The organism is Aeromicrobium sp. JP4 (assembly GCF_054957925.1).
The window spans coordinates 1,186,584-1,206,684 of record NZ_CM143290.1 but is presented as its reverse complement, the minus strand read 5'-3'; the positions used below and the strand labels follow the sequence as shown (position 1 = coordinate 1,206,684).

25 protein-coding genes and 1 tRNA gene are annotated in these 20,101 nt (G+C 70.7%); 12 read left to right on the top strand and 14 right to left on the bottom strand.

All coding sequences use genetic code 11. The annotated features are described in order from the left end of the window. Window positions 1-111 precede the first annotated feature (111 nt). Window positions 112-1,038, top strand: a complete 927-nt coding sequence (locus ACY1JX_RS05960) for an ABC transporter ATP-binding protein (protein ID WP_462565530.1) — start codon at window positions 112-114, stop codon at window positions 1,036-1,038. Beyond that, window positions 1,035-1,841, top strand: coding sequence for an ABC transporter permease subunit (locus ACY1JX_RS05955; protein WP_462565529.1), 807 nt, complete (start codon window positions 1,035-1,037; stop codon window positions 1,839-1,841). Before ACY1JX_RS05960 ends, ACY1JX_RS05955 begins: the two co-directional genes overlap by 4 nt. A gap of 128 nt (window positions 1,842-1,969) precedes the next feature. On the opposite strand, the gene ACY1JX_RS05950 is transcribed toward ACY1JX_RS05955, so the two are convergent. The 3 genes from ACY1JX_RS05950 to ACY1JX_RS05940 are packed head-to-tail and all read right to left on the bottom strand — an operon-like array spanning window position 1,970 to window position 4,218. After that, window positions 1,970-2,794: a hypothetical protein gene (locus ACY1JX_RS05950; protein WP_462565528.1), complete on the bottom strand. Its 825-nt coding sequence runs from the start codon at window positions 2,792-2,794 to the stop codon at window positions 1,970-1,972. Beyond that, on the bottom strand, window positions 2,794-3,735 hold the full coding sequence (gene dapD / locus ACY1JX_RS05945; protein ID WP_181755058.1) for a 2,3,4,5-tetrahydropyridine-2,6-dicarboxylate N-succinyltransferase: 942 nt from the start codon (window positions 3,733-3,735) through the stop codon (window positions 2,794-2,796). Before dapD ends, ACY1JX_RS05950 begins: the two co-directional genes overlap by 1 nt. A 21-nt stretch (window positions 3,736-3,756) precedes the next feature. After that, entirely contained in the window at window positions 3,757-4,218 is a 462-nt protein-coding gene (locus tag ACY1JX_RS05940) for a tRNA (cytidine(34)-2'-O)-methyltransferase (RefSeq protein ID WP_462565527.1), read from the bottom strand. Between the two features lie 155 nt (window positions 4,219-4,373). Between ACY1JX_RS05940 and ACY1JX_RS05935 the strand changes: the two genes are divergently transcribed. From ACY1JX_RS05935 to ACY1JX_RS05920, 4 genes are all read left to right on the top strand, one after another. Beyond that, window positions 4,374-5,306 (top strand): MetQ/NlpA family ABC transporter substrate-binding protein, encoded by a 933-nt coding sequence (locus ACY1JX_RS05935; RefSeq protein WP_462565526.1) that lies wholly within the window; start codon window positions 4,374-4,376, stop codon window positions 5,304-5,306. Between the two features lies 1 nt (window position 5,307). Beyond that, window positions 5,308-6,327, top strand: a complete 1,020-nt coding sequence (locus ACY1JX_RS05930) for a methionine ABC transporter ATP-binding protein (RefSeq protein WP_462565525.1) — start codon at window positions 5,308-5,310, stop codon at window positions 6,325-6,327. Then, entirely contained in the window at window positions 6,324-6,995 is a 672-nt protein-coding gene (locus ACY1JX_RS05925) for a methionine ABC transporter permease (protein ID WP_181755064.1), read from the top strand. Before ACY1JX_RS05930 ends, ACY1JX_RS05925 begins: the two co-directional genes overlap by 4 nt. Before the next feature lie 127 nt (window positions 6,996-7,122). Continuing rightward, window positions 7,123-7,521 carry a hypothetical protein gene (locus ACY1JX_RS05920; protein ID WP_181755066.1) on the top strand — a complete coding sequence of 133 codons (399 nt, stop codon included), beginning with the start codon at window positions 7,123-7,125 and terminating at the stop codon, window positions 7,519-7,521. 15 nt (window positions 7,522-7,536) lie between these two features. On the opposite strand, the gene ACY1JX_RS05915 is transcribed toward ACY1JX_RS05920, so the two are convergent. From ACY1JX_RS05915 to ACY1JX_RS05905, 3 genes are all read right to left on the bottom strand, one after another. Next, window positions 7,537-8,106, bottom strand: a complete 570-nt coding sequence (locus tag ACY1JX_RS05915) for an NYN domain-containing protein (RefSeq protein WP_181755068.1) — start codon at window positions 8,104-8,106, stop codon at window positions 7,537-7,539. A gap of 83 nt (window positions 8,107-8,189) precedes the next feature. Next, a complete protein-coding gene (gene katG / locus ACY1JX_RS05910) occupies window positions 8,190-10,397 on the bottom strand; it encodes a catalase/peroxidase HPI (protein ID WP_462565524.1) in 2,208 nt (735 codons plus the stop codon). 20 nt (window positions 10,398-10,417) lie between these two features. After that, window positions 10,418-10,846 carry a Fur family transcriptional regulator gene (locus tag ACY1JX_RS05905; protein WP_462565523.1) on the bottom strand — a complete coding sequence of 143 codons (429 nt, stop codon included), beginning with the start codon at window positions 10,844-10,846 and terminating at the stop codon, window positions 10,418-10,420. A gap of 87 nt (window positions 10,847-10,933) precedes the next feature. Between ACY1JX_RS05905 and ACY1JX_RS05900 the strand changes: the two genes are divergently transcribed. After that, window positions 10,934-11,371 (top strand): nitroreductase family deazaflavin-dependent oxidoreductase, encoded by a 438-nt coding sequence (locus tag ACY1JX_RS05900; protein ID WP_181755076.1) that lies wholly within the window; start codon window positions 10,934-10,936, stop codon window positions 11,369-11,371. Window positions 11,372-11,377: 6 nt separating this feature from the next. Here ACY1JX_RS05900 and ACY1JX_RS05895 read toward each other — a convergent pair. Both ACY1JX_RS05895 and bcp read right to left on the bottom strand, forming a co-directional pair. Next, a tRNA-Leu gene (locus ACY1JX_RS05895) sits at window positions 11,378-11,460 on the bottom strand. 36 nt (window positions 11,461-11,496) lie between these two features. Further along, complete coding sequence (bcp, locus tag ACY1JX_RS05890) at window positions 11,497-11,973, bottom strand: thioredoxin-dependent thiol peroxidase (RefSeq protein WP_181755090.1); 477 nt, start codon at window positions 11,971-11,973, stop codon at window positions 11,497-11,499. Window positions 11,974-12,019: 46 nt separating this feature from the next. Here bcp and ACY1JX_RS05885 point away from each other — a divergent pair, with 46 nt between their 5' ends. The 4 genes from ACY1JX_RS05885 (at window position 12,020) to ACY1JX_RS05870 (ending at window position 14,319) form a co-directional block, all read left to right on the top strand. Continuing rightward, entirely contained in the window at window positions 12,020-12,289 is a 270-nt protein-coding gene (locus ACY1JX_RS05885; protein ID WP_181755092.1) for a DUF3618 domain-containing protein, read from the top strand. After that, entirely contained in the window at window positions 12,289-12,609 is a 321-nt protein-coding gene (locus ACY1JX_RS05880) for a GroES family chaperonin (protein ID WP_181755094.1), read from the top strand. Before ACY1JX_RS05885 ends, ACY1JX_RS05880 begins: the two co-directional genes overlap by 1 nt. After that, a complete protein-coding gene (locus tag ACY1JX_RS05875) occupies window positions 12,606-13,724 on the top strand; it encodes an FUSC family protein (protein WP_462565522.1) in 1,119 nt (372 codons plus the stop codon). The genes ACY1JX_RS05880 and ACY1JX_RS05875 overlap by 4 nt, the downstream gene beginning before the upstream one ends. Window positions 13,725-14,169: 445 nt before the next feature. Next, a complete protein-coding gene (locus tag ACY1JX_RS05870; RefSeq protein WP_286929494.1) occupies window positions 14,170-14,319 on the top strand; it encodes a hypothetical protein in 150 nt (49 codons plus the stop codon). Window positions 14,320-14,424: 105 nt separating this feature from the next. On the opposite strand, the gene ACY1JX_RS05865 is transcribed toward ACY1JX_RS05870, so the two are convergent. Both ACY1JX_RS05865 and ACY1JX_RS05860 read right to left on the bottom strand, forming a co-directional pair. Beyond that, the gene (locus ACY1JX_RS05865; protein WP_462565521.1) at window positions 14,425-15,294 is read right to left on the bottom strand and encodes an HpcH/HpaI aldolase/citrate lyase family protein; all 870 of its coding nucleotides are present in this window, start codon (window positions 15,292-15,294) and stop codon (window positions 14,425-14,427) included. Between the two features lie 10 nt (window positions 15,295-15,304). Continuing rightward, on the bottom strand, window positions 15,305-16,354 hold the full coding sequence (locus tag ACY1JX_RS05860; protein ID WP_181755102.1) for an HpcH/HpaI aldolase/citrate lyase family protein: 1,050 nt from the start codon (window positions 16,352-16,354) through the stop codon (window positions 15,305-15,307). Between the two features lie 157 nt (window positions 16,355-16,511). On the opposite strand from ACY1JX_RS05860, the gene ACY1JX_RS05855 reads away from it, so the two are divergent. Further along, entirely contained in the window at window positions 16,512-17,786 is a 1,275-nt protein-coding gene (locus ACY1JX_RS05855) for an HNH endonuclease signature motif containing protein (protein WP_462565520.1), read from the top strand. A gap of 3 nt (window positions 17,787-17,789) precedes the next feature. On the opposite strand, the gene arsC is transcribed toward ACY1JX_RS05855, so the two are convergent. Genes arsC through mobA form a run of 4 tightly spaced genes read right to left on the bottom strand, consistent with a single transcriptional unit; the run spans window position 17,790 to window position 20,068 of the window. After that, entirely contained in the window at window positions 17,790-18,131 is a 342-nt protein-coding gene (gene arsC, locus ACY1JX_RS05850) for an arsenate reductase (glutaredoxin) (protein ID WP_462565519.1), read from the bottom strand. A 14-nt stretch (window positions 18,132-18,145) separates the two neighbouring features. Then, window positions 18,146-19,276 (bottom strand): molybdopterin molybdotransferase MoeA, encoded by a 1,131-nt coding sequence (locus tag ACY1JX_RS05845; protein ID WP_462565518.1) that lies wholly within the window; start codon window positions 19,274-19,276, stop codon window positions 18,146-18,148. Then, a complete protein-coding gene (locus tag ACY1JX_RS05840; RefSeq protein ID WP_462565517.1) occupies window positions 19,273-19,518 on the bottom strand; it encodes a DUF6457 domain-containing protein in 246 nt (81 codons plus the stop codon). Before ACY1JX_RS05840 ends, ACY1JX_RS05845 begins: the two co-directional genes overlap by 4 nt. Then, complete coding sequence (gene mobA / locus ACY1JX_RS05835; RefSeq protein ID WP_462565516.1) at window positions 19,505-20,068, bottom strand: molybdenum cofactor guanylyltransferase; 564 nt, start codon at window positions 20,066-20,068, stop codon at window positions 19,505-19,507. Before mobA ends, ACY1JX_RS05840 begins: the two co-directional genes overlap by 14 nt. Window positions 20,069-20,101 lie beyond the last annotated feature (33 nt).

Here is a 20,101-nt window from a genome sequence, read left to right as displayed (position 1 = left end):
AGCGGCGCAGAAGAGCCCGTCACTCAGCGAGTGGCGGGCTTTTCTGCGCCACTCGGGAGGCGGGCTTGCACCGCTCGCGGACCAAACTGAACCTGACGTTAGGGTCGAGACATGCGAACCGAGACCGACATCGTCGTCGATCACCTGACCAAGCAGTTCGGTTCCGTCAAGGCCGTCGATGACCTGAGCTTCACCGTCCGACCCGGCGCGGTGACCGGATTCCTCGGCCCGAACGGCGCCGGCAAGACCACCACCCTGCGCATGCTCCTGGGCCTCGTGAAGCCCACCGGCGGCCACGCCCTCATCGGCGGGAAGCGCTACGAGGAGATCCACCAGCCCGGGTCCATCGTCGGCGCCGCGCTGGAGGCCTCGAGCTTCCACCCCGGCCGCACGGGCCTGGACCACCTGCGCGTCTACGCGCCCCAGGTGGGTGCCACCGACGCACGCTGCCACGAGCTCCTCGAGCTGGTCGGCATGACCGACGCGGCCAAGCGCCGCGTCGGCGGCTACTCGATGGGCATGCGCCAGCGCCTCGGCCTGGCGTACGCGCTGCTCGGCGATCCCGAGGTGATCCTGCTCGACGAGCCGGCCAACGGCCTCGACCCGCAGGGCATCGTCTGGCTGCGTCACCTGCTGCGCGCCTTCGCCGCGGAGGGCCGCACCGTGCTGGTGTCGAGCCACGTGCTCAGCGAGGTGCAGCACACCGTCGACGACGTCGTCATCATCGCCGGCGGACGCCTCGTGCACTCCTCACCGCTGCAGGGCCTGCACGCCCTGGTGGAGTCCCGCGTGCGCCTCGCCGGACCCGCGCCCGACCGCATCGAGGCTCTCGCCGCCGAGCGGAGCTGGCGCAGCGAGCCGGTGGCCGGCGGCGTCGACATCATCGACGTCCCCGCGGCCGAGGTCGGCGCCGCCGCGTTCGGCGCAGGCATCGAGGTGCACCAGCTGGCCGACGTGGGCGTCGGCCTCGAGGACGTGTTCCTGCGCCTGACCTCCAGTCCCGACGCCCCGGCGTCGCGAGGAGGTGTGGCCGCATGAGCAGTGCGATCCGCGCCGAAGTGCGCAAGCTGTTCACGACGCGTCTGTGGTGGCTGCTGGCTCTCGTGCTGGTGGCGTACCTCGTGTTCATCGGCGCCGTGATGGCGTTCTCGTTCACGGTCGACACGGGCGATACCGGCATGACCGGCGCCGGGCCCCTGGCGGAGGGGGAGGAGCTGGCGAAGCAGATCTACTCCCTGACCAGCCCCATCGGCTACGTCTTCCCGCTCATCATCGGCAGCCTGCTGTTCACGGGCGAGTTCCGGCACAAGACGATCACCGCGTCCCTGCTGGCGCAGCCGAACCGCTCGGTGCTGATGGCGGCCAAGCTGGTCGCCGGCCTCGTCGTCGGCGTCGTGTACGGCGTCATCGGCACGCTGTCGACGGTGCTCGGCGCCGCACCGATCCTCGCGTGGCGCGGTGACGGGGCGTACCTCGGGTCGAGCGACGTGCTGGTGCTGCTGGGCATGTCCGTCGTCGTCATGACGATCTGGGCCGTCCTCGGCACCGCGGTCGGCAGCGTGCTGACCAACCAGGTCGCCGCGATCATCGTGATCCTGGCGTTCACGCAGTTCATCGAGCCCATCGCGCGCGTGGCGCTCGGGGCCTGGGACGCCACGTCGGAGGTGGCCAAGTACCTGCCCGGCGCGGCGGCCGACGCCGTCATGGGCTCGAGCTTCTTCGCGAGCGACGCCTCGGCCGACCTGCTGTCGCGGGGCGCCGGCGCCGCCGTGCTGCTGGTCTACGTCGCGGTGTTCGTCCTCATCGGGCGCCTCGTCACCTTGCGTCGCGACGTCGGCTGAGCGGCCGCCCGAACTCCCCGGGTCACCCGGCCCCCCGCTCCACTTGTGGAACGGGATCCACCGTCTGCCAGCGCAGGAACGTTGATCCTGTTCCAAAAGTGGGCAGGGGGGAGCGGGAGAGGCCGGCGTCAGCGACGGACGAAGCGCACCTCGGTGCGGCTGGCGTCCTCCGTGGGCTCCCAGCCGGGCTCGCTCTGGCCGGCCTTCCAGCGCATGTCGTCGAACGTGACCTCGCTGATGCGGAACTCGGTCGAGTTCGCGACGAGGAACTGCGCGAGCGCCCAGCCGCGTGCGTCAACGTCCTCACCCGTGAGCGCGATCGCGCTCTGGCCCGACGACGGGTCGGTGTCCACGCGCACGCGGCCGAACGCCGCGTTCAGGTAGTCCTCGAGGTCCGCGGAGGTGCTCGACTCGGCCTTCAGGTCGGTCGCGCAGGCGAACGCGGCGGGGGAGAAGCCACGCAGCGACGAGGCCAGCACGCGCGCGTCGGCCTCGTGGTCGGCGTAGGCGTCGGGGAATCCCGAGCGCTGCACGGCCTGGGCCGCGTCGGTGATCTCCATCGACTCGTAGTCGTCGAGCTTCTCCAGCGCGTCGTAGAACTTCGTGATCGAGTACTGCGGGTCGAGGATCTGCTCCACGGTGCCCCAGCCCTGCGAGGGTCGCTGCTGGAACAGTCCCACCGAGTCGCGGTCGCCGTAGTCGATGTTGCGGATCTTCGACTCCTGGTAGGCCGTCGCGATGGCGATCGTGGTGGCCCGCGGCGGCAGCCCCCGCTGCTGGGCCTTGGCGGCCATGAGGGACGCCCACTTCGCCTGCTCGAGGTCGACCTCGACCGTGCGGTCGCCGACCGTGGCCACGCAGAAGCCGCTCGCGTCGGTGCCGCTCTCGAAGACCTTGAAGACGACGAGCACGAGCGCCACCGTCGCGACGACGGTGGCGACGATCCAACGCATCAGTTGGCGTGCAGGTCGGCGTTCAGCTCGACGCCGGTGCGGCCCCCGCGGGGACGCGCCTCGATGGCGCCGGTCTGGCTGTTGGTCAGGAAGAGGATGCCGTCGGAGCCGGACAGCTCGGCGGCCTTCACCACGGAGCCGTCGGGCAGGGTGACCTTGGAGCCGGCCGTGACGTAGGTGCCCGCAGCCACGACGCAGTCGTTGCCCAGCGAGATGCCGATGCCCGCGTTGGCGCCGATCAGGCAGCCCTCGCCGACGCTGACGACCTCCTTGCCGCCGCCGGAGAGCGTGCCCATGATCGAGGCGCCGCCGCCGACGTCGGAGCCGTTCCCCACGACGACGCCGGCCGAGATGCGGCCCTCGACCATCGCGTGCCCGAGCGTGCCGGCGTTGAAGTTCACGAATCCCTCGTGCATGACGGTGGTGCCCTCGGCCAGGTGCGCGCCGAGGCGCACGCGGTCGGCGTCGCCGATGCGGACGCCGGCGGGGACGACGTAGTCGGTCATGCGCGGGAACTTGTCCACGCTGGTGACCGCGACGGTGAGCCCGGCGGCACGGGCGCGGGCGCGCACGTCCTCGAAGTCCTCCACCGGGCACGGGCCGATGGTGGTCCACACGACGTTCGTGAGGAGTCCGAAGACGCCGTCGAGGTTCTGCCCGTGCGGCTGCACGAGGCGGTGCGACAGCAGGTGCAGGCGCAGGTAGACGTCGTAGGCGTCGGTGGGCGCGGCGTCCAGGTCGGCGATCTCGGTGTGCACCACGCGGGTCTCGACCCCGCGGATCGCGTCCTCACGAGCGGCGGCCACGAGGGCGGACGGCTCGGTGGTGGTCTCCGGCGCGGAGCCCAGCAGGGGCTGCGGGTACCAGACGTCGAGGACGGTGCCTTCGGGCGTGACGGTGGCCAAGCCCCAGGCGTGGGCGGATCGGGGGGAGTCGCTCATGGCCCCAAGGCTATCGAGCGGTCACACCCCGCCGGCGAACCCGTGCTGCCGCCAGGCCTCGTAGACCGCGATGGAGGCGCAGTTGGCCAGGTTCATCGACCGGCGCGACGGCAGCATCGGCAGGCGGAGCCGGTCGGTGACGCGGTCGTCGGCGAGGACGTCCTCGGGCAGGCCGGTCGGCTCGGGCCCGAACAGCAGCACGTCTCCGGGTTGGTAGGCGACGTCCGCGTACCCCGTGGTGGCGGCCGTCGTGAACGCGAACACCCGCGCCGGCAGCAGGGCGTCGTAGGCCTGGTCCAGCGTCTCGTGCACCGTGACGACGGCGAGGTCGTGGTAGTCCAGGCCGGCCCGGCGCAGCTTGCTGTCCTCGAAGTCGAACAGCGGATCGACCAGGTGCAGGTGGCTCCCGGTGGCGGCGGCCAGCCGGATCGCGTTGCCGGTGTTGCCCGCGATCCGCGGCTCGAAGAACAGGATCCGGAACACGGACCCACAGTAGGCGCTAGCACTTCCACGACGGCGCGGACGTCCGTTCTTGATGGGTGAGACGTGGTCGAAGGGGCGTGTGGGACCTGCCTACGGTCGTCGTGGCTCCCCCCACAAGGACCGGGGCCGTCGCACCACCGAAAGGAACCACCACCGTGTCCGACCAGAACTCCCCCCTCATCGAGGCCCCCAAGCGCCGCGGACCCGCGATCGCGCTGGCGGTCGTCGTGATCGCCGTCATCGGCGCTCTGATCGCCTTCGCCCTGACCCGGGGCGGCGACAGCGCCGGCAGCGACCTCGAGAAGGTCAAGCTCGGCGTGGTGGGTGCGAGCGACCCGTACTGGAAGACGCTCACCGAGGAGGCCGAGAAGGAGGGCATCGACCTCGAGGTCGTCGACTTCGCCGACTACCCCCAGCCCAACCCGGCGCTGTCCGAGGGCGAGATCGACATCAACCAGTTCCAGCACATCGTGTACCTCGCGGACTACAACGTCGCCAACGACCAGGACCTCGTCCCGGTCGGCGCCACGGCGATCTACCCGCTGGGCCTGTACTCGCAGAAGGTCGACTCGGTCGAGGAGATCAAGGCCGGCGACACCGTCGTCGTGCCCGACGACGACAGCAACCAGGCCCGCGGCCTGCTGATCCTGCAGTCGGCCGGGCTCATCGAGCTCAAGGACGGGGGCTCGATCTTCTCGACCCTCGCCGACGTCGACACGGACGCCTCGAAGGTGAAGGTCAAGGCCATCAAGGCCGACCTCACGCCCACCTCGCTGCCCGACGTGACCGCCGCGATCGTCAACAACGACTTCGTCGAGAAGGCCGGCCTGAAGTTCTCCGACGCCATCGCGCAGGACGACCCGGCCGACCCGAACGCCGTCCCGTACATCAACATCTTCGCCGTCCGCGCCGAGGACAAGGACAACGCGACGTACAAGAAGCTGATCGAGGTCTACCAGAACAGCAAGCCCGTGCTCGACGGGGTCCAGGAGGTCTCCGGTGGCACCGCGCAGCTGCTGAAGACGCCGGCCGCCGACCTCCAGGCGTCGCTGGCCGACGTCGAGGCGGACACCCGCGCGCAGGGCTGACATGGCACTGGTCGAGCTGCGCGACGTCCACAAGACGTTCGCGCCGACGAAGAAGGGCGGCGCCCCGATCGAGGCGATCCGGGGCGTCGACCTCGACGTCGAGGCCGGGGAGATCCACGCGATCGTGGGCTACTCCGGCGCGGGCAAGTCCACCCTGGTGCGACTCGTCAACGCTTTGGAGCAGCCGACGTCCGGCAGCGTCACGGTGGACGGGACGCGGCTCGACCAGCTGGGCGAACGCGACATCCGCCGGGTCCGGCAGGGCATCGGGATGATCTTCCAGCAGTTCAACCTCATGCGGTCGCGCACCGTGTGGGGGAACCTGGAGTTTCCGCTGAAGCTCGCGGGAGTCGACCAGGCCGAGCGCCAGCGCCGGATCTCCGAGCTGCTGCACTTCGTCGGTCTCGCCGACAAGGCGCACGCCTACCCCGAGCAGCTCTCGGGCGGGCAGAAGCAGCGCGTCGGCATCGCCCGGGCGCTGGCCACGAACCCGTCGATCCTGCTGGCCGACGAGTCGACGAGCGCCCTCGACCCCGACACCACGCGCGAGGTGCTGTCGCTGCTGCGCAAGGTGAACGAGGACCTGGGCATCACGATCATCGTCATCACCCACGAGATGGACGTGGTCCGCACGCTGGCCCACCGGGTGAGCGTCATGGAGCACGGCCGCGTCGTCGAGTCCGGCGACGTCGCCGAGGTGTTCGCCCGCCCGCGCGAGCAGGTCACGCGCCGGTTCGTCGCGACGCTCGTCGACGAGGTGCCGCAGGGTGCCGAGCTGGAGGCTCTCCGCGAGCGCTTCGGCGGCCGGCTGCTCGTGGTGGACGTCGAGGGCCACACCAGCCAGGCGGAGGTCTTCGCGGCGCTCGCCGCGCGCGGCGTCTCGGTCGAGGTCGTCCAGGGCGGCGTGAACCGCGTCGGCTCGGCCGTCTTCGGGCACGTGACGCTGTCGGTGCACGGCGAGGACGTCGATGCCGCGGTCGCCCAGGTGGGCCGCCTCGACGGCGTGGAGGTGCTCGCATGATCGCCACCGACACCAACCTCCCCGAGCTCTGGCCGCTCATCGCCGAGGCCACGTGGGAGACCGTCTACATGGTCGCGATCACGGTCGCGATCGGTGGCGTCCTCGGCCTCGGTGTGGGGCTCGCGCTCTACGCCACCCGGTCGGGCGGGCTGTTCGCGAATCGCGTCGCGTTCACGGTGCTGAACGTCGTGGTGAACTTCTTCCGCCCCATCCCGTTCGTCATCTTCATCGCCGCGGTCCAGCCGCTGGCGCGCGTCGTGGTGGGGATCGGGATCGGCAACAAGGCGATCATCTTCGCGATGACGCTCGCGGCGATGTTCGGCATCGCGCGCATCGTGGAGCAGAACCTCGTCACCGTGGAGCCCGGCGTGATCGAGGCGGCGCGGTCGATGGGTGCGAGCCGGCTGCGGATCCTGACGACCGTCGTCGTGCCCGAGGCCCTCGGGCCGCTGATCCTGGGCTACACGTTCGCCTTCGTGGCCATCGTCGACATGAGCGCCATCGCGGGCGCGATCGGCGCCGGCGGCCTGGGTGCGTTCGCGCAGCAGTACGGCTACCGCCAGTTCGACACCGTGGTGACCTGGACCGTCGTCCTGATCATCGTGGCCTTCGTCCAGGTGGGGCAGTTCCTCGGCAACACGCTGGCGCGCAGGGTCCTGCGCCGCTGACCACGGCGTGCCGGTGAGTGGGGTTGGCTATCACCCGATCGACCACATCCTGAGACGGTCCGCCCCGTTTGGTTGCACATGAATGACTGAAGTCCCATTCACGAGCACCCGTCCGGAGGTGACCGTCATGACCGAGCCGATCCGTCGCCCGGTGTCGCAGCTGCGCGCCGGCGACCTGATCGCCCTCGACGACGAGGAGACCGCCCTGGTGGTGTGTGCCGTGTCGCAGCCGCTCGGTGCGAGCCGCCGCGTGGAGCTGGCCGATGCCGCCACCGGCCGGCCGGTGCCGTGGGTGCGGCTCGACCTGCACGACGCCGTGCTGACGCTCCCGGGCCGGGCGCGGTGGGTCGTCGCCACCGACGGGCAGGGCCGCGCCGAGCAGCTCGTCGCCGGCGACGACTTCGAGGCCCCGGTCGGCGACGGCCGGTCCTACGCCTGGTGGCCGGTGGAGGTCGATCCGCTCAGCCGGCCGGGCTGGGAGGAGCTCCGCCGGGGGCCCCGCCGGGACGAGGCCTCGGCCGCCTGACCAGCGGCCGCGCGGTCAGAGGAAGTCGCGCGGGTCGAACTCGTCGATCGGGATGATCCTGATGCGCGGCAGCGGCACCGTGAAGGCGTCGACGTCGTGCTCGAGGTCGAAGCACTCCAGGCCCCGGGGGACGAGCGCGGCGAAGCGGGAGTTGCGGAACTCCTCGAAGCCGAGCACCGCCACGCGCCGCGACCCGCTGACCAGCGCCTCCACCTGGGGAACGAAGTCGCCGTCGTTGCTGGCGAGCATCACGTCGGCCTCGCGGCGGGCGATCTCCTCCAGCGTGCGCTGGATGGCCAGGTCGACGACCTTCTGGTCGGACGCGCCCGACAGCGGCACCGGGCGGTAGCCGATCGAGGTCAGCGCCTGCACGAACGGCATCGGCAGCTCGGTGTCGACGGCGAGGAAGAACAGGCCCTGGACGGGCTGCTCCCAGAGGTCCTCGGCGAAGCGCAGGAGGCGGTCCCAGCGCGGGCGCTCCTGCGGCTGGGGGCGACGCCCCAGGATCGACATGCCGAGGGTCGCGTCGATGTTCTCGCCGTCGACCAGGAGGTAGGTCTGGTTGCCGGGGGCGCTCTGGTTCACGGTCCGACCCTACGCGGCCCGCCGGCACCCCGGGAACGCACGACGCCCCCGGGAGATCCCGGGGGCGTCGTGGCGGACGTGCCTCAGACGAGGTCGTAGCGGTCCAGGTCGACGACCTTGGTCCACGCGGCGACGAAGTCCTTGACGAACTTCTCCTTCGCGTCGGCGCTGGCGTAGACCTCGGCCAGCGCGCGCAGCTCGGAGTTCGAGCCGAACACGAGGTCGGCGCGAGTGCCCGACCAACGGCCGTCCTTCGTGGCGAACTGCGTGCTCGTCGAGTCGGTGGCGGTCCACTCGGTGTCGATGTCGAGCAGGTTGACGAAGAAGTCGTTCGTCAGCGTGCCGACCCGGTCGGTGAGCACACCCAGGTCCGAGCCGTCGTAGTTCGCACCCAGGACGCGCAGGCCACCCACCAGCACGGTGGTCTCCGGCGCGGTCAGGGTCAGCAGGTTCGCCCGGTCGATCAGCTCGTACTCGGCCGGCATGCCGCCCTTGCCCTGGTAGTTGCGGAACCCGTCGTGACGCGGCTCGAGGTAGCCGAAGGACTCGACGTCGGTCTCGTCGGCGCTCGCGTCGACGCGGCCCACGGTGACCGGCACCGTGATGTCCACGCCGCCGTCACGAGCGGCCTTCTCGACCGCGGCCGCACCGGCGATCGCGATGACGTCGGCCAGCGAGACGTTCTTCTCGTAGTCGTCGGCGACACCCTGCAGGACCGACAGCACCTTCGCGAGCTGCGCCGGGTTGTTGACCGCCCAGCCGTTCTGCGGGGCGAGGCGGATGCGGGCGCCGTTGAGGCCACCGCGCTTGTCGCTGCCACGGAAGGACGACGCGGCCGCCCAGGTGGTGGAGACGAGCTCGGAGACGGTCAGGTTGGACTCGAGGACTTTCGCCTTGAGAGCGGTGACGTCAGCGTCGCCGATGACCTCGCCCTCCCACGCCGGCAGCGGGTCCTGCCACAGGAGGTCCTCCTGCGGGACCTCGGGACCGAGGTACCGGGCCTTGGGGCCCATGTCGCGGTGCGTCAGCTTGAACCAGGCGCGGGCGAACGCGTCGCCGAAGGCCACCGGGTCGTTCTTGAACCGCAGCGAGATCTCGCGGTAGGCGGGATCCTCGCGCAGCGCGATGTCCGACGTGAGCATGCGGGGCTCGCGACGACCGGTGCCGTGCGCCTCGGGGACCATGTCCTCGCCCATGCCGTTGACCGGACGCCACTGGTGCGCACCGGCGGGGGAGGTGAACAGCTCCCACTCGTAGGCGAACAGGATGTGGAAGAACTCGTTGTCCCAGCGCGTCGGGTGGTAGGTCCACGTGACCTCGATGCCCGACGTGATCGTGTCGGCGCCGTGGCCGGTGCCGTGGGTGTTCTTCCAGCCCAGCCCCATCTGCTCGATGGGCGCGCCCTCGGGCTCGGGCTGCAGGTGGTCGGCCTCGGCCGCACCGTGCGTCTTGCCGAAGGTGTGGCCACCGGCGATCAGCGCGACGGTCTCCTCGTCGTTCATCGCCATGCGGCCGAACGTCTCGCGGATGTCGCGCGCGGAGGCCAGCGGGTCGGGGTGACCGGCGGGGCCCTCGGGGTTGACGTAGATCAGGCCCATCTGCACCGCGGCGAGCGGGCTCTCGAGGTCGCGGTCGCCGCTGTAGCGGTGCTCGTCGCCCAGCCACTCGGTCTCGGCGCCCCAGTACACGTCCTGGTCGGCCTCCCAGACGTCCTCACGACCACCGGCGAAGCCGAAGGTGGAGAAGCCCATGGTCTCCAGCGAGACGTTGCCCGCGAGGATCATCAGGTCGGCCCAGCTGATCTTCTGGCCGTACTTCTGCTTGACCGGCCACAGCAGGCGGCGGGCCTTGTCGAGGTTGACGTTGTCCGGCCAGGAGTTGAGCGGGGCGAAGCGCTGCTGGCCCGCGCCCGCGCCGCCGCGACCGTCGGTCACGCGGTAGGTGCCCGCGCCGTGCCACGCCATGCGGATCATGAACGGGCCGTAGTTCCCGAAGTCGGCGGGCCACCAGTCCTTGGAGTCGGTCAGGACGGCGGCGATGTCGGCCTTCACGGCGGCCAGGTCCAGCGACGAGAACTCCGCGCGGTAGTCGAAGTCGTCGTCCATCGGGTTCCGGACGGGGGCGTTCTTGGCCAGGATCTGCAGGTTCAGACGCTCAGGCCACCACTTGCGGTTGGCGTCACCGACCGTGGGGGCCGGCAGCTGGTTGTGGACGACGGGGCACTTGCCCTTCGCCTCGTCCGGGTCGTTGACCTCGGCGAGAATCGCGTCGTCGTGGTTCTTGTCAGACATGCTGGTCCTTTCGGGGTTCTTCAGGCGTTTGTGGAGGAGCAGGAGGGGCACAGGCCCCAGAAGACGACCTCGGCCTCGTCGATCACGAAGCCGTGGTCCTCGGCGGGAGTGAGGCACGGGGCCGCACCGATCGTGCAGTCGATGTCGACGATCCGGCCGCAGGACCGGCACACGAGGTGGTGGTGGTTGTCGCCCGTGCGGGACTCGTAGCGGGCCACGGAGCCGGCCGGCTCGATGCACCGCACGAGGCCGGCGTCGGTCAGCGCCTTCAGCGCGTCGTAGACGGCCTGGTGCGAGAGCTCGGGGATCGACAGGCGGGCGTGCTCGATGATCGTCGAGGTCTCCGCGTGCGGGTTGGCCGCCACGGCCTCGAGGACCGCCGTGCGCTGACGCGTGACCCGCAGTCCGGCGTCGCGCAGCGACTGCTCGGGAGCGGGGGAGAGGGTCATGGCTCCACCCTAGTGAGTTTTCTTGAATTGATCAAGAAAACTGGTCAGGGTGTCGCGCGGCGGGCCTCACGCGGGCAGACTGGCCTCATGCCACTGACTGGAGAATACGAACCGAGCACGTCCGAGTGGGCGCGCAAGCAGGCCGAGACCTTCGAGGCGACGGACGGCCGCGAGGCCAACACGCTCAAGGGGGTGCCGATCATCGTGCTCACGAGTGTCGGTGCGAAGTCGGGCAAGCTCCGCAAGACCGCGCTGATGCGGGTCGAGCACGACGGCGACTACGCGGTCGTCGCCTCCAAGGGCGGACACCCCGAGCAGCCGAACTGGTACTGGAACATCAAGGGGAACTCGCACGTCGAGCTGCAGGACGGCGCCGAGAAGAAGGACTACCGCGCCCGCGAGCTCGACGGGGACGAGTACGAGACCTGGTGGGAGCGCTCCGTGGCCGTGTGGCCCGACTACGCCGAGTACCAGAAGAAGACCGACCGGAAGATCCCGGTGTTCGTGCTCGAACCGATGGGCTGAGCTCGGTGCCGGTGACAGGACTTGAACCTGCACGCCCGTGAGGACACCAGGACCTAAACCTGGCGCGTCTACCATTCCGCCACACCGGCAACTGGCCCCAGCGTAGGGCCGGGGCGGGCGACGCCTCAGGCGGCGTCGAGCCCCAGGTCGCGCCGCAGCTTCGCCACGTGCCCCGTGGCCTTGACGTTGTACTGCGCCACCTCGACGCGGCCCTCGGCGTCGATCACGAAGGTCGAGCGGATGACGCCCTCGACGACCTTGCCGTAGAGCTTCTTCTCGCCGAAGGCCCCGTACGCACCGAGCACCTGCTTGTCCGGGTCGGACAGCAGCGTGATGCCCAGGCCGTCGCGCTCGCGGAACTTCGCCAGCTTCTCGGGCTGGTCGGGGCTGATGCCCAGCACGTCGAACCCCTCGGCCTGCAGGCGGTCGAGGGAGTCGCTGAAGTCGCAGGCCTGCTTCGTGCACCCCGGCGTCATGGCGGCGGGGTAGAAGTAGACGATCACGCGACGCCCACGCAGATCGGAGAGGGTCACGGTCCTCCCGTCGTCGGTGGGGAGGGTGAAGTCGGGTGCCGGATCGCCGGGCTGCAGTCGGGTCGTCATGGGCACTATCCTGACAAGGCATCCCGCACCGATCGAGAGGACTCCCGTGGCACGAGGACATGCGGAACCCGCCCAGACGTCCCCCGACGTGATCGTCGACGAGCTGGAGGTGCTGCTGACGCGCTTGAGCGGCAACATCGACGAGCTCGTCGACCGTGTCAAGCCCGCCAACGTCGCCAAGCGACAGGTGCAGCGCATCAAGGAGTACTTCGTCGACGAGCAGACCGGCCCGCGGTACGAGCACATCGTCCCGGTGGTCGTCGGCACGGTCGGCACGATCGCCGGCTTCGCGGTGCTGCGTCGACTCCTGAAGTGATGGACGCCAAGCTCCCGATCCGCATGCTGCACGACCGACTCCTGGTCGCGCTCGACACGGAGGCGGGCGACCGCCGCTCGTCCGGTGGCATCGTCATCCCCGCCACGGCGGCGATGGGCCGCCGGCTGGGCTGGGCTCGGGTCGAGGCCGTCGGGTCGCAGGTCCGCGCGGTCGAGGTGGGCGACCGCGTGCTGTTCGACCCGGAGGACCGTGCCGAGGTCGAGGTGCGCGGCGAGAGCTTCGTCCTGCTGCGCGAGCGCGACCTGCACGCCGTCGCGTCCGAGCGCATCGACGAGGGCCAGACCGGCCTGTACCTGTGACCACCAGCGACCGGCTCCCGTTCCGCCGGTTGCGCCTGCCCCACTCCGACGTCTCGGTCCGCGACCGCCTCGAGCGGGTCCGCCGCAGCTGGCGCCTCCTGCTGCGGCTCGCGGTCGCCACCGGCGCCTCCTACGCCATCGCCACCTACGCGTTCGGTCACTCGCAGGCCTTCTTCGCGCCGATCGCGGCGGTCATCGCGATGATGGCCGGTGCGGGCCGTCGCCAGCGGGTCGTCTTCGAGCTCGTGCTCGGGGTGGCCTTCGGCGTGCTGGTCGGCGAGCTCCTCATCCTGGCCATCGGCCGCGGTGCCTGGCAGATGGCGCTCATCGCCTCGCTGACCGCGATCGTGGCGATGCTGTTCAACCTGACGGGGATGGCGTTGACCCAGGCGATCAACTCGGGGGTGCTCCTGGCGGCCGTCGTGCCGCTCGCGGGGACCGCCAACCCTGCGGTCACCCGGTTCACCGACGCGCTCATCGGCGGGCTGTGCGGGTTCGTCGTGATGCTGCTCCTGCCGCGCAACACCCGTCGCGACATCGACGAGAGCCTCCAGAAGCTGCTGGCCGGGCTGGCCGAGGTGCTGACGCATGTCGGCGACGCCATGCGAACCCACGACGTCTCGGTCGCGGAGAAGGCACTCACCGAGGCCCGGGAGACCCAACCCGTCATCGAGTCCCTGCAGGCCACGGCCACGAACGTCAGCGAGATCGCCCGGCTCGCGCCCCTGCGCTGGAACCAGCGCGCCGATGTCGCGCGCTACGCCGGAAGCGTCAACGACCTGGACAACGCGCTGCGCGACGCGCGGGTGCTGGCTCGCCGCGTCGCCTCGATGCTGCGCCACGGGGAGCAGGCGCCCGAGCGGCTCACGGAGTCCGTGGAGACCTTGGTGACCGCCGTGCGGATCTACGCCGACGAGTTCGCCTCGGCCGTGGACCTGGAGCGAGCGAACGAGCGTCTGGTCCACGCCTCCGACCTGGCCATGCACGCGATGGGCGACCGGCTCACGGTCAACACCGCCTCGATCGCCGCCCAGGTGCGGTCGCTGGCGGCCGATCTGCTGATGGCCGGGGGAGTGCCGCGCGCCGCTCTCGACGACCTCCTGGACGTGGACTGATGGAGCCGCGACACCTGCTCGAGGAGCTGCGGCGACGACTCGGACTACCGGACCCGGAGGAAGATTCCGAGAAACACGCCGAAGAACCCTCGACAGAGGACGACTGACTCCACTATCTTCGATGAGTCGCTTCGATCGAAGTGACACAGCACACACCAGGAGGTGAGTCCCGATGACCAAGTTCTTCGCGCTCACGAACGCCCCCGGGCGTCGCTCCGTCGTGTTGCTGACCTAGTCGATCCTTTTCGACACGTATCACCAGCCGCTTCGGACGCTCGTCCGGAGCGGCTCTTCTTTTGCCCACCCATCCCACGAATCAGAAAGGAGGCGCGTCATGACCACGACTCTCACCCACCTCATGCCCGCGAACACCACTGCCCCGACCACAGTCCCGAACCCCGGGACCGTCCACGCGGAGGCGACCACGGGAGAGGAGGTGACCTCCATGTCGTTGTTCGAGTTCAAGAGTCAGCCACGACCGCGCGCCGACCTTGATCGAATCGTGGTCCTGGAAAGGATGAAGCAGCGCCGTCGCGCCGAGCGCCATGCGTCGGCTGTCTACAGCCAGGTGTGGGGCATTCGCGCCAACCGGTGACATCGCTGGTCGAGTAGCTGGCGAGCGCAGCGAGCGGCGTATCGAAACCACGTCACGTGATCTCGATACGCCGCCTCGCCAGCTCGTCGGCTACTCGATCGTCGTTCAGCGGCCCTGCAGGGCCTCGGCGTAAGCCAGGATCCGCTTCGCGTCGCGGATGTGCAGCTCCTCGATCATCTTGCCGTTGTACGTGGCCACGCCCTTGTTCTCGGCGGCGGCCTCGTCGAACGCGGCGATCATGCCCTCGGCACGCTCGACGTCGGCCGCGCTGGGGGCGAACGCCTCGTTGGCCGGCTCGACCTGCGAGGGGTGGATGAGCGTCTTGCCGTCGAAGCCCATCTCGCGGCCCTGGCGCGCCTCGGCGGCGAACCCCTCGGGGTCCTTGACGTCGTTGTAGACGCCGTCGATGACGACCTTGCCCGCGGCGCGGACGGCCAGCAGGGTCCACGCGAGCGACGTCAGGACCACGGCGTTGCGGCCGGGCACGTGCAGGCCGTACGTCTCGTTGACGATGTCGTTCGTGCCCATGACGATCACCGTGAGTCGCTCGTGCGCGGCGGCGATCTCCTCGGCGTGCAGCAGTGCCTTCGGCGTCTCGATCATGGCCCACAGCTGCGTGGACTCCGGGGCGCCCGCGGCCTCGATGGCGGCCACCAGGTCGCGCACCTGCTGGGCCGACTCGACCTTCGGCACGAGGATCGCGTCCGGTCCGGCCTGGGCGGCCGCGGCGATGTCGTCATCGTGCCACTGGGTTCCGATCGAGTTCACCCGGATGGCGAGCTCGCGGTGGCCGTACTCGGCGGAGGTCACGGCGGCGCACACGTTGGCGCGCCCGGTGTCCTTCGCGTCGGGCGACACCGAGTCCTCGAGGTCGAGGATCAGCGCGTCGGCGTCGATCGTCTTGGCCTTCTCGAGCGCGCGCTCGTTGGCGCCGGGCATGTAGAGGACGGAACGGCGGGGGCGGATCTGCGTCATCTCAGGCTCCTCAGAGGTCGTAGGCCGCAGCCAGGTCGGCATCGCGCTCGGCCAGGGACTTGGCCAGGTCGAGCATGACGAGGCACTGCTTGCAGGAGGCGTCGTCCTCCATCTTCCCGTCGATCATCACCGCGCCGGAGCCGTCGCCCATCGCCTCGACGACGCGCTTGGCGTGCGCGACGTCCTCGGGGCTGGGGGAGAAGACCTTCTTGGCGATGTCGATCTGCACGGGGTGCAGGCTCCACGCACCGACGCAGCCGAGCAGGAAGGCGTTGCGGAACTGGTCCTCGCACGCGACGACGTCCTTGATGTCACCGAACGGGCCGTAGAACGGGAGGATGTCGTTCATCGCGCAGGCGTCGACCATGCGCGCGATCGTGTAGTGCCACAGGTCCTGCTGGTACGTGGTGCGGCCGACGGTGAGGTCCTCGCCGGTGGGGTCCTGGCGCACGATGTAGCCGGGGTGCCCGCCGCCGACGCGGGTGGTCTTCATGCGACGGCTGGCGGCCAGGTCGGCCGGGCCGAGGCTGATGCCCTGCATGCGCGGGCTCGCCGCGGCGATCTCCTCGACGTTGGCGACGCCCTCGGCGGTCTCGAGGATGGCGTGCACGAGGATCTGGCGGTCGAGGCCGGCGCGGGCCTCGAGCTGGGCCAGCAGGCGATCGACGTAGTGGATGTCCTGGGCGCCCTCGACCTTCGGCACCATGATGACGTCGAGCTTGTCGCCGATCTCGGTGACCAGCGTGATGATGTCGTCGAGGACCCACGGGGAGTCGAGGCTGTTCACGCGGGTCCACAGTTGCGTGTCGCCGAAGTCGGTCGCCTTCGCGATGTCGACGAGGCCCTGGCGCGCCGCTTCCTTCTTCTCGGTCTTCACCGCGTCCTCGAGGTTGCCGAGGATGATGTCGACCTTCTTCGCGATGTCCGGCACCTTCGCGGCCATCTTCTCGTTGCTCGGGTCGAAGAAGTGGATCATCCGGCTCGGGCGGAACGGGACGTCGGAGCTGGGCTTCGGGGCGCCGACGGCGAGCGGACGCAGGAAGGCACGGGGATTGCGCACGGGAACTCACTTCCGTGGGAGTCAGGGTCGGGGCCAGTATGGCGCGCCAGGTGAGAGGCGGCGCGACGGGTCCGGAATCCGAGGGTGACGATGCTTGCTTTGTTGGGCCCAATGGACTAGTCTTGGTACATCAGTTCGAAGGCGGATCGGGGGATGCGTGGACGTCGTCAGTGGGCTCAGGTCGGGGCAGCGGTTCCTGGCCGACGCGCGCTCGCGCGACCTGGGTTCACTCGGCCCCGAGCAGCTCGCGGCGGAGGTCGCCGCGGTGCAGGCGCTGCGTCGCGAGGCCGACGCGCTGAACCTCGCGCTGGTGGCCGCTGCCGACCAGAAGGACGCCCACCGCGCCACCGATGCGCCGAGTCTGACGGCGCTGGTCGCCATGGAGTCCGGTGTGACCCGGCGCGACGCCGCGAGAGAGATTCGCTTGGCGAACCGGATCGAGGCCGCGCCGCGGGTGAAGGAAGCGATGGCGAAGCCGGGCATGTCGACGGCGAAGGCCGCGATCGTGACCGACGCGCTCGACACGTTGCCGACCGGGCTCACGATCGAGCAGCGCGACACCGTGGAGGCCGACATGGTCGCCGCGGCGCAGGTGATGACCGCCGAGCAGTTACGTCGCAAGGCGCGCCGGGCGGTCGAGGTGGTCGACGTCGACCGCGCCGACCGGATCGAGAACGCTGGCCTCACTCGCGACGAGTCGGGCCAGCGCCAGCTGCGGGAGTTCTGGATCGGATGTCCCGACGAGACCACCGGACTCGTCCCGTTCGGCGGGAAGACGGATGCGGTCACTGCGGACATGTTGCGCGCGGTGGTGGAGTCCAAGACCAGTCCTCGTCGGCGTGCGCTCACCGAGACGTCACCTGAGGAGTCGAACCTCGAGCCGCGCGAGAAGGCCGGTGACGCGTTCGCCGAGATCGTGCGCCACCTGCCGCGCGAGGGCTACGGCAACCACGGCGGCGTCGCCGCCACTCTGGTCGTCACCGTCGACGAGAAGACCCTGCGCGGCGAGACCGACCGCGCCGGGGTCACCGAGTTCGGCACCCCGGTGTCGGCCAACCAACTTCGCAAGCTCGCATGCGGCGCCGGGATCCTCCCCGTCGTGATGAACGGGTCGAGCCAGGTCCTCGACGAAGGACGGGCGAAGCGCCACCACACCGCAGCCCAACGCATCGCCCTCGCCCAACGCGACCAAGGCTGCGCGTTCCCCCAGTGCGACCGACCACCGGGCTGGACCGAAGCCCACCACGCGATCCCGTGGAGCCAGCACGGCGAGACCAACCTCGAGACCGGGGTCCTGCTCTGCTCACACCACCATCACCGCGTCCACGAGGCCCACATCGCGATCAGGTTCAGCACCGACGACGGCACACCCGAATTCCGCATCAAGAACCAATGGCAGCGCAACCACCGCTATCGACCCCTCGCCGCCTGAGGGTCAGAGGATCTCGTCGATCGACTCGATCGGTCGGGCCAGTCGGGTGCCCTTCTCGGTGACGACGAAGGGCCGCTCCACGAGCACCGGGTGCTCGACCATCGCGGCGAGAATCTGGTCGTCGGTGGCGTCGGCGAGGCCGAGCTCGGCGTAGTGCGGGTCGCGCCTGCGGACGGCCTGGGCCGGGGTGAGCCCGGCGGCGGCGAACAGGTCGCGCAGCTGCTGCTCGGTCCAGCCCACGTCCACGTACTTCACGACCGTCGGCTCGATTCCGGCCTCGCGGAGCCGGTCGAGCGTCTTGCGCGAGGTCGTGCAGCGGGGATGGTGATAGATCGTCGCTTCCACGCCTCCGACGGTACTCACCACACGCGGGGCAGCACGTCCAGCCGGTCGCCGGGTGCGATCCCCGAGCGGGGCACGACGGCTACGACGTCGGCCTCGGCCAGTCCACGCAGCATGTGCGGTCGGCTGGTCCCGGCGGGGACGACCCCGTCCGGGGTGTGCACGGCAGGGACGAGGGTGGTGCCGGCCCGGCCCTCGAACGCCGCCCCGGCGACGGCGACCGCGGGCTCACGGAGGGCACCACCCGTGAATCCGGCGACGAGTGCCGGTACGAACGAGAGCGCCGTCAGCGCCGCGGCCAGGGGATTGCCGGGCAGGGCGAGCCAGGGGCGCCCGTCGGGCAGGACCGCCAGCGAGACGGGGTGCCCCGGACGCACGTCGACGCCGCGGAAGTGCACCTCGGCGCCGAGTGCCGACCACGCGCCCTCGATCGGGTCGGCCGAGGAGTGACCCGTCCCGCCCGCGCTGACCAGGAGGTCCGCGTCGCTCGACCGCGCAGTCCGGGCCACGGCGGTCGCCTCGTCGTGGACGTGATCGTGGTGTGAGGTCTTGGCGCCCAGCGCGGCGAGCAGCGGGGGCAGCATGGGCGTCATGACGTCGCGCACCTGACCCGGCTGGGGGAGGCCCGACCCGACCAGCTCGTCGCCCGTGACCAGCAGGTGCACGAGCGGGGCACGGCGGATCCCCACGTGGTCGTGGCCCGTGGCGGCCAGTACAGCGAGCCTCGCCGGAGTCAGTGCCGACCCGGCCGGAACGATCACGTCGCCGAGCGCGGCCTCCTCGCCCGCGGGTCGCAGGTGCCGGCCGGGCGGGGGAGCGTCGCCGTGGAGCAGGTCGCCCTCGACCCGGCCCAGCTCGGAGGGCAGCACGGCCTCGGCACCCTCCGGGGGAACGCCTCCGGTGACGATCGGCCGGGCGCTGCCGGACGCGAGGGCTCCGTCGGCCGGGTCGAGGCGCCAGGGCCCGCGGCCCGCCACGGCCCACCCGTCCATCGCCGAGGTGGTCGCGTGGGGGACCGGGCCCAGAGCGCACAGGTCCTCGGCGGCCGTGGTGCCCAGCGCCTCCGTGACGAGGAGCTCGATCACCTCGCCCTGACCGATCGAGGCCTGCGCGATCTCGCGGGCCTCGTCCCAGGAGGGGTGGGTCACGCGAAGTCCTCCGCGGCGCGCTCGGCGCGGGCGATCAGGTCGGTGAGCCCGTCCCGGTCGGCATCGGCCAAGCCGGCGGCGTAGCCGACCAGGAACGTGGTCAGCGGCGCGGCGGGTCGTACGACCGAGTGCGCCGCCGTGCCGGCGAGGTCCAGCAGGGCCTCGGGATCGGCGTCGGGCGCGATGCCCAGCTCGGTCGTCAGGGCCTGCCACCAGCGCGCGAGGGTCTCATCGGTCGTCATCGGCGTACTCCTCCAGGTCGTCGGGGGTGTCGACGTCGGCGCCGGCCTCGGTGCTGACGGGGACGTCGACGGGGTCCAGCCGGCCGATCAAGGATCGCAGGGAGAGGCCCTCGGTGGGCAGCGACGCGACCGCCGCGGCCAGGTCGCCGGCGACGACCCGGCACGCCGCCCACTGGCGGCGCCCCGAGGGGTCGACGGCCACCCGGTTGCCGGTGCCGTCGCGCAGCGCAGCCACGAGCAGGTCGGGCCGGACGTGGTCGGCCGCGAGGACGAGCACCTCGTCGCCCTCGCCGGGCGCCAGTGCGGCCAGTCCGGCGGCCACCGCATGGGCGGGACCCGCGAACGGCGGGTCCTCCCGCACCCAGACGACCTCGCGGCCGAACTCCAGCTCGCGTCGCGGACCCACGACCACCACGCCCGCTGCGTCCGCGACGGCGTCGATGGCCCGCCCCAGCAACGGCGTCCCGGCCACCGGGACCAGGACCTTGTCGATCCCGCCCAGCCGGCTCGAACGCCCGCCGGCCAGGACGATCGCGTGGAACCGGGACATGGCCTCATCGTGCCCCAGGTGACACCAGGGTTG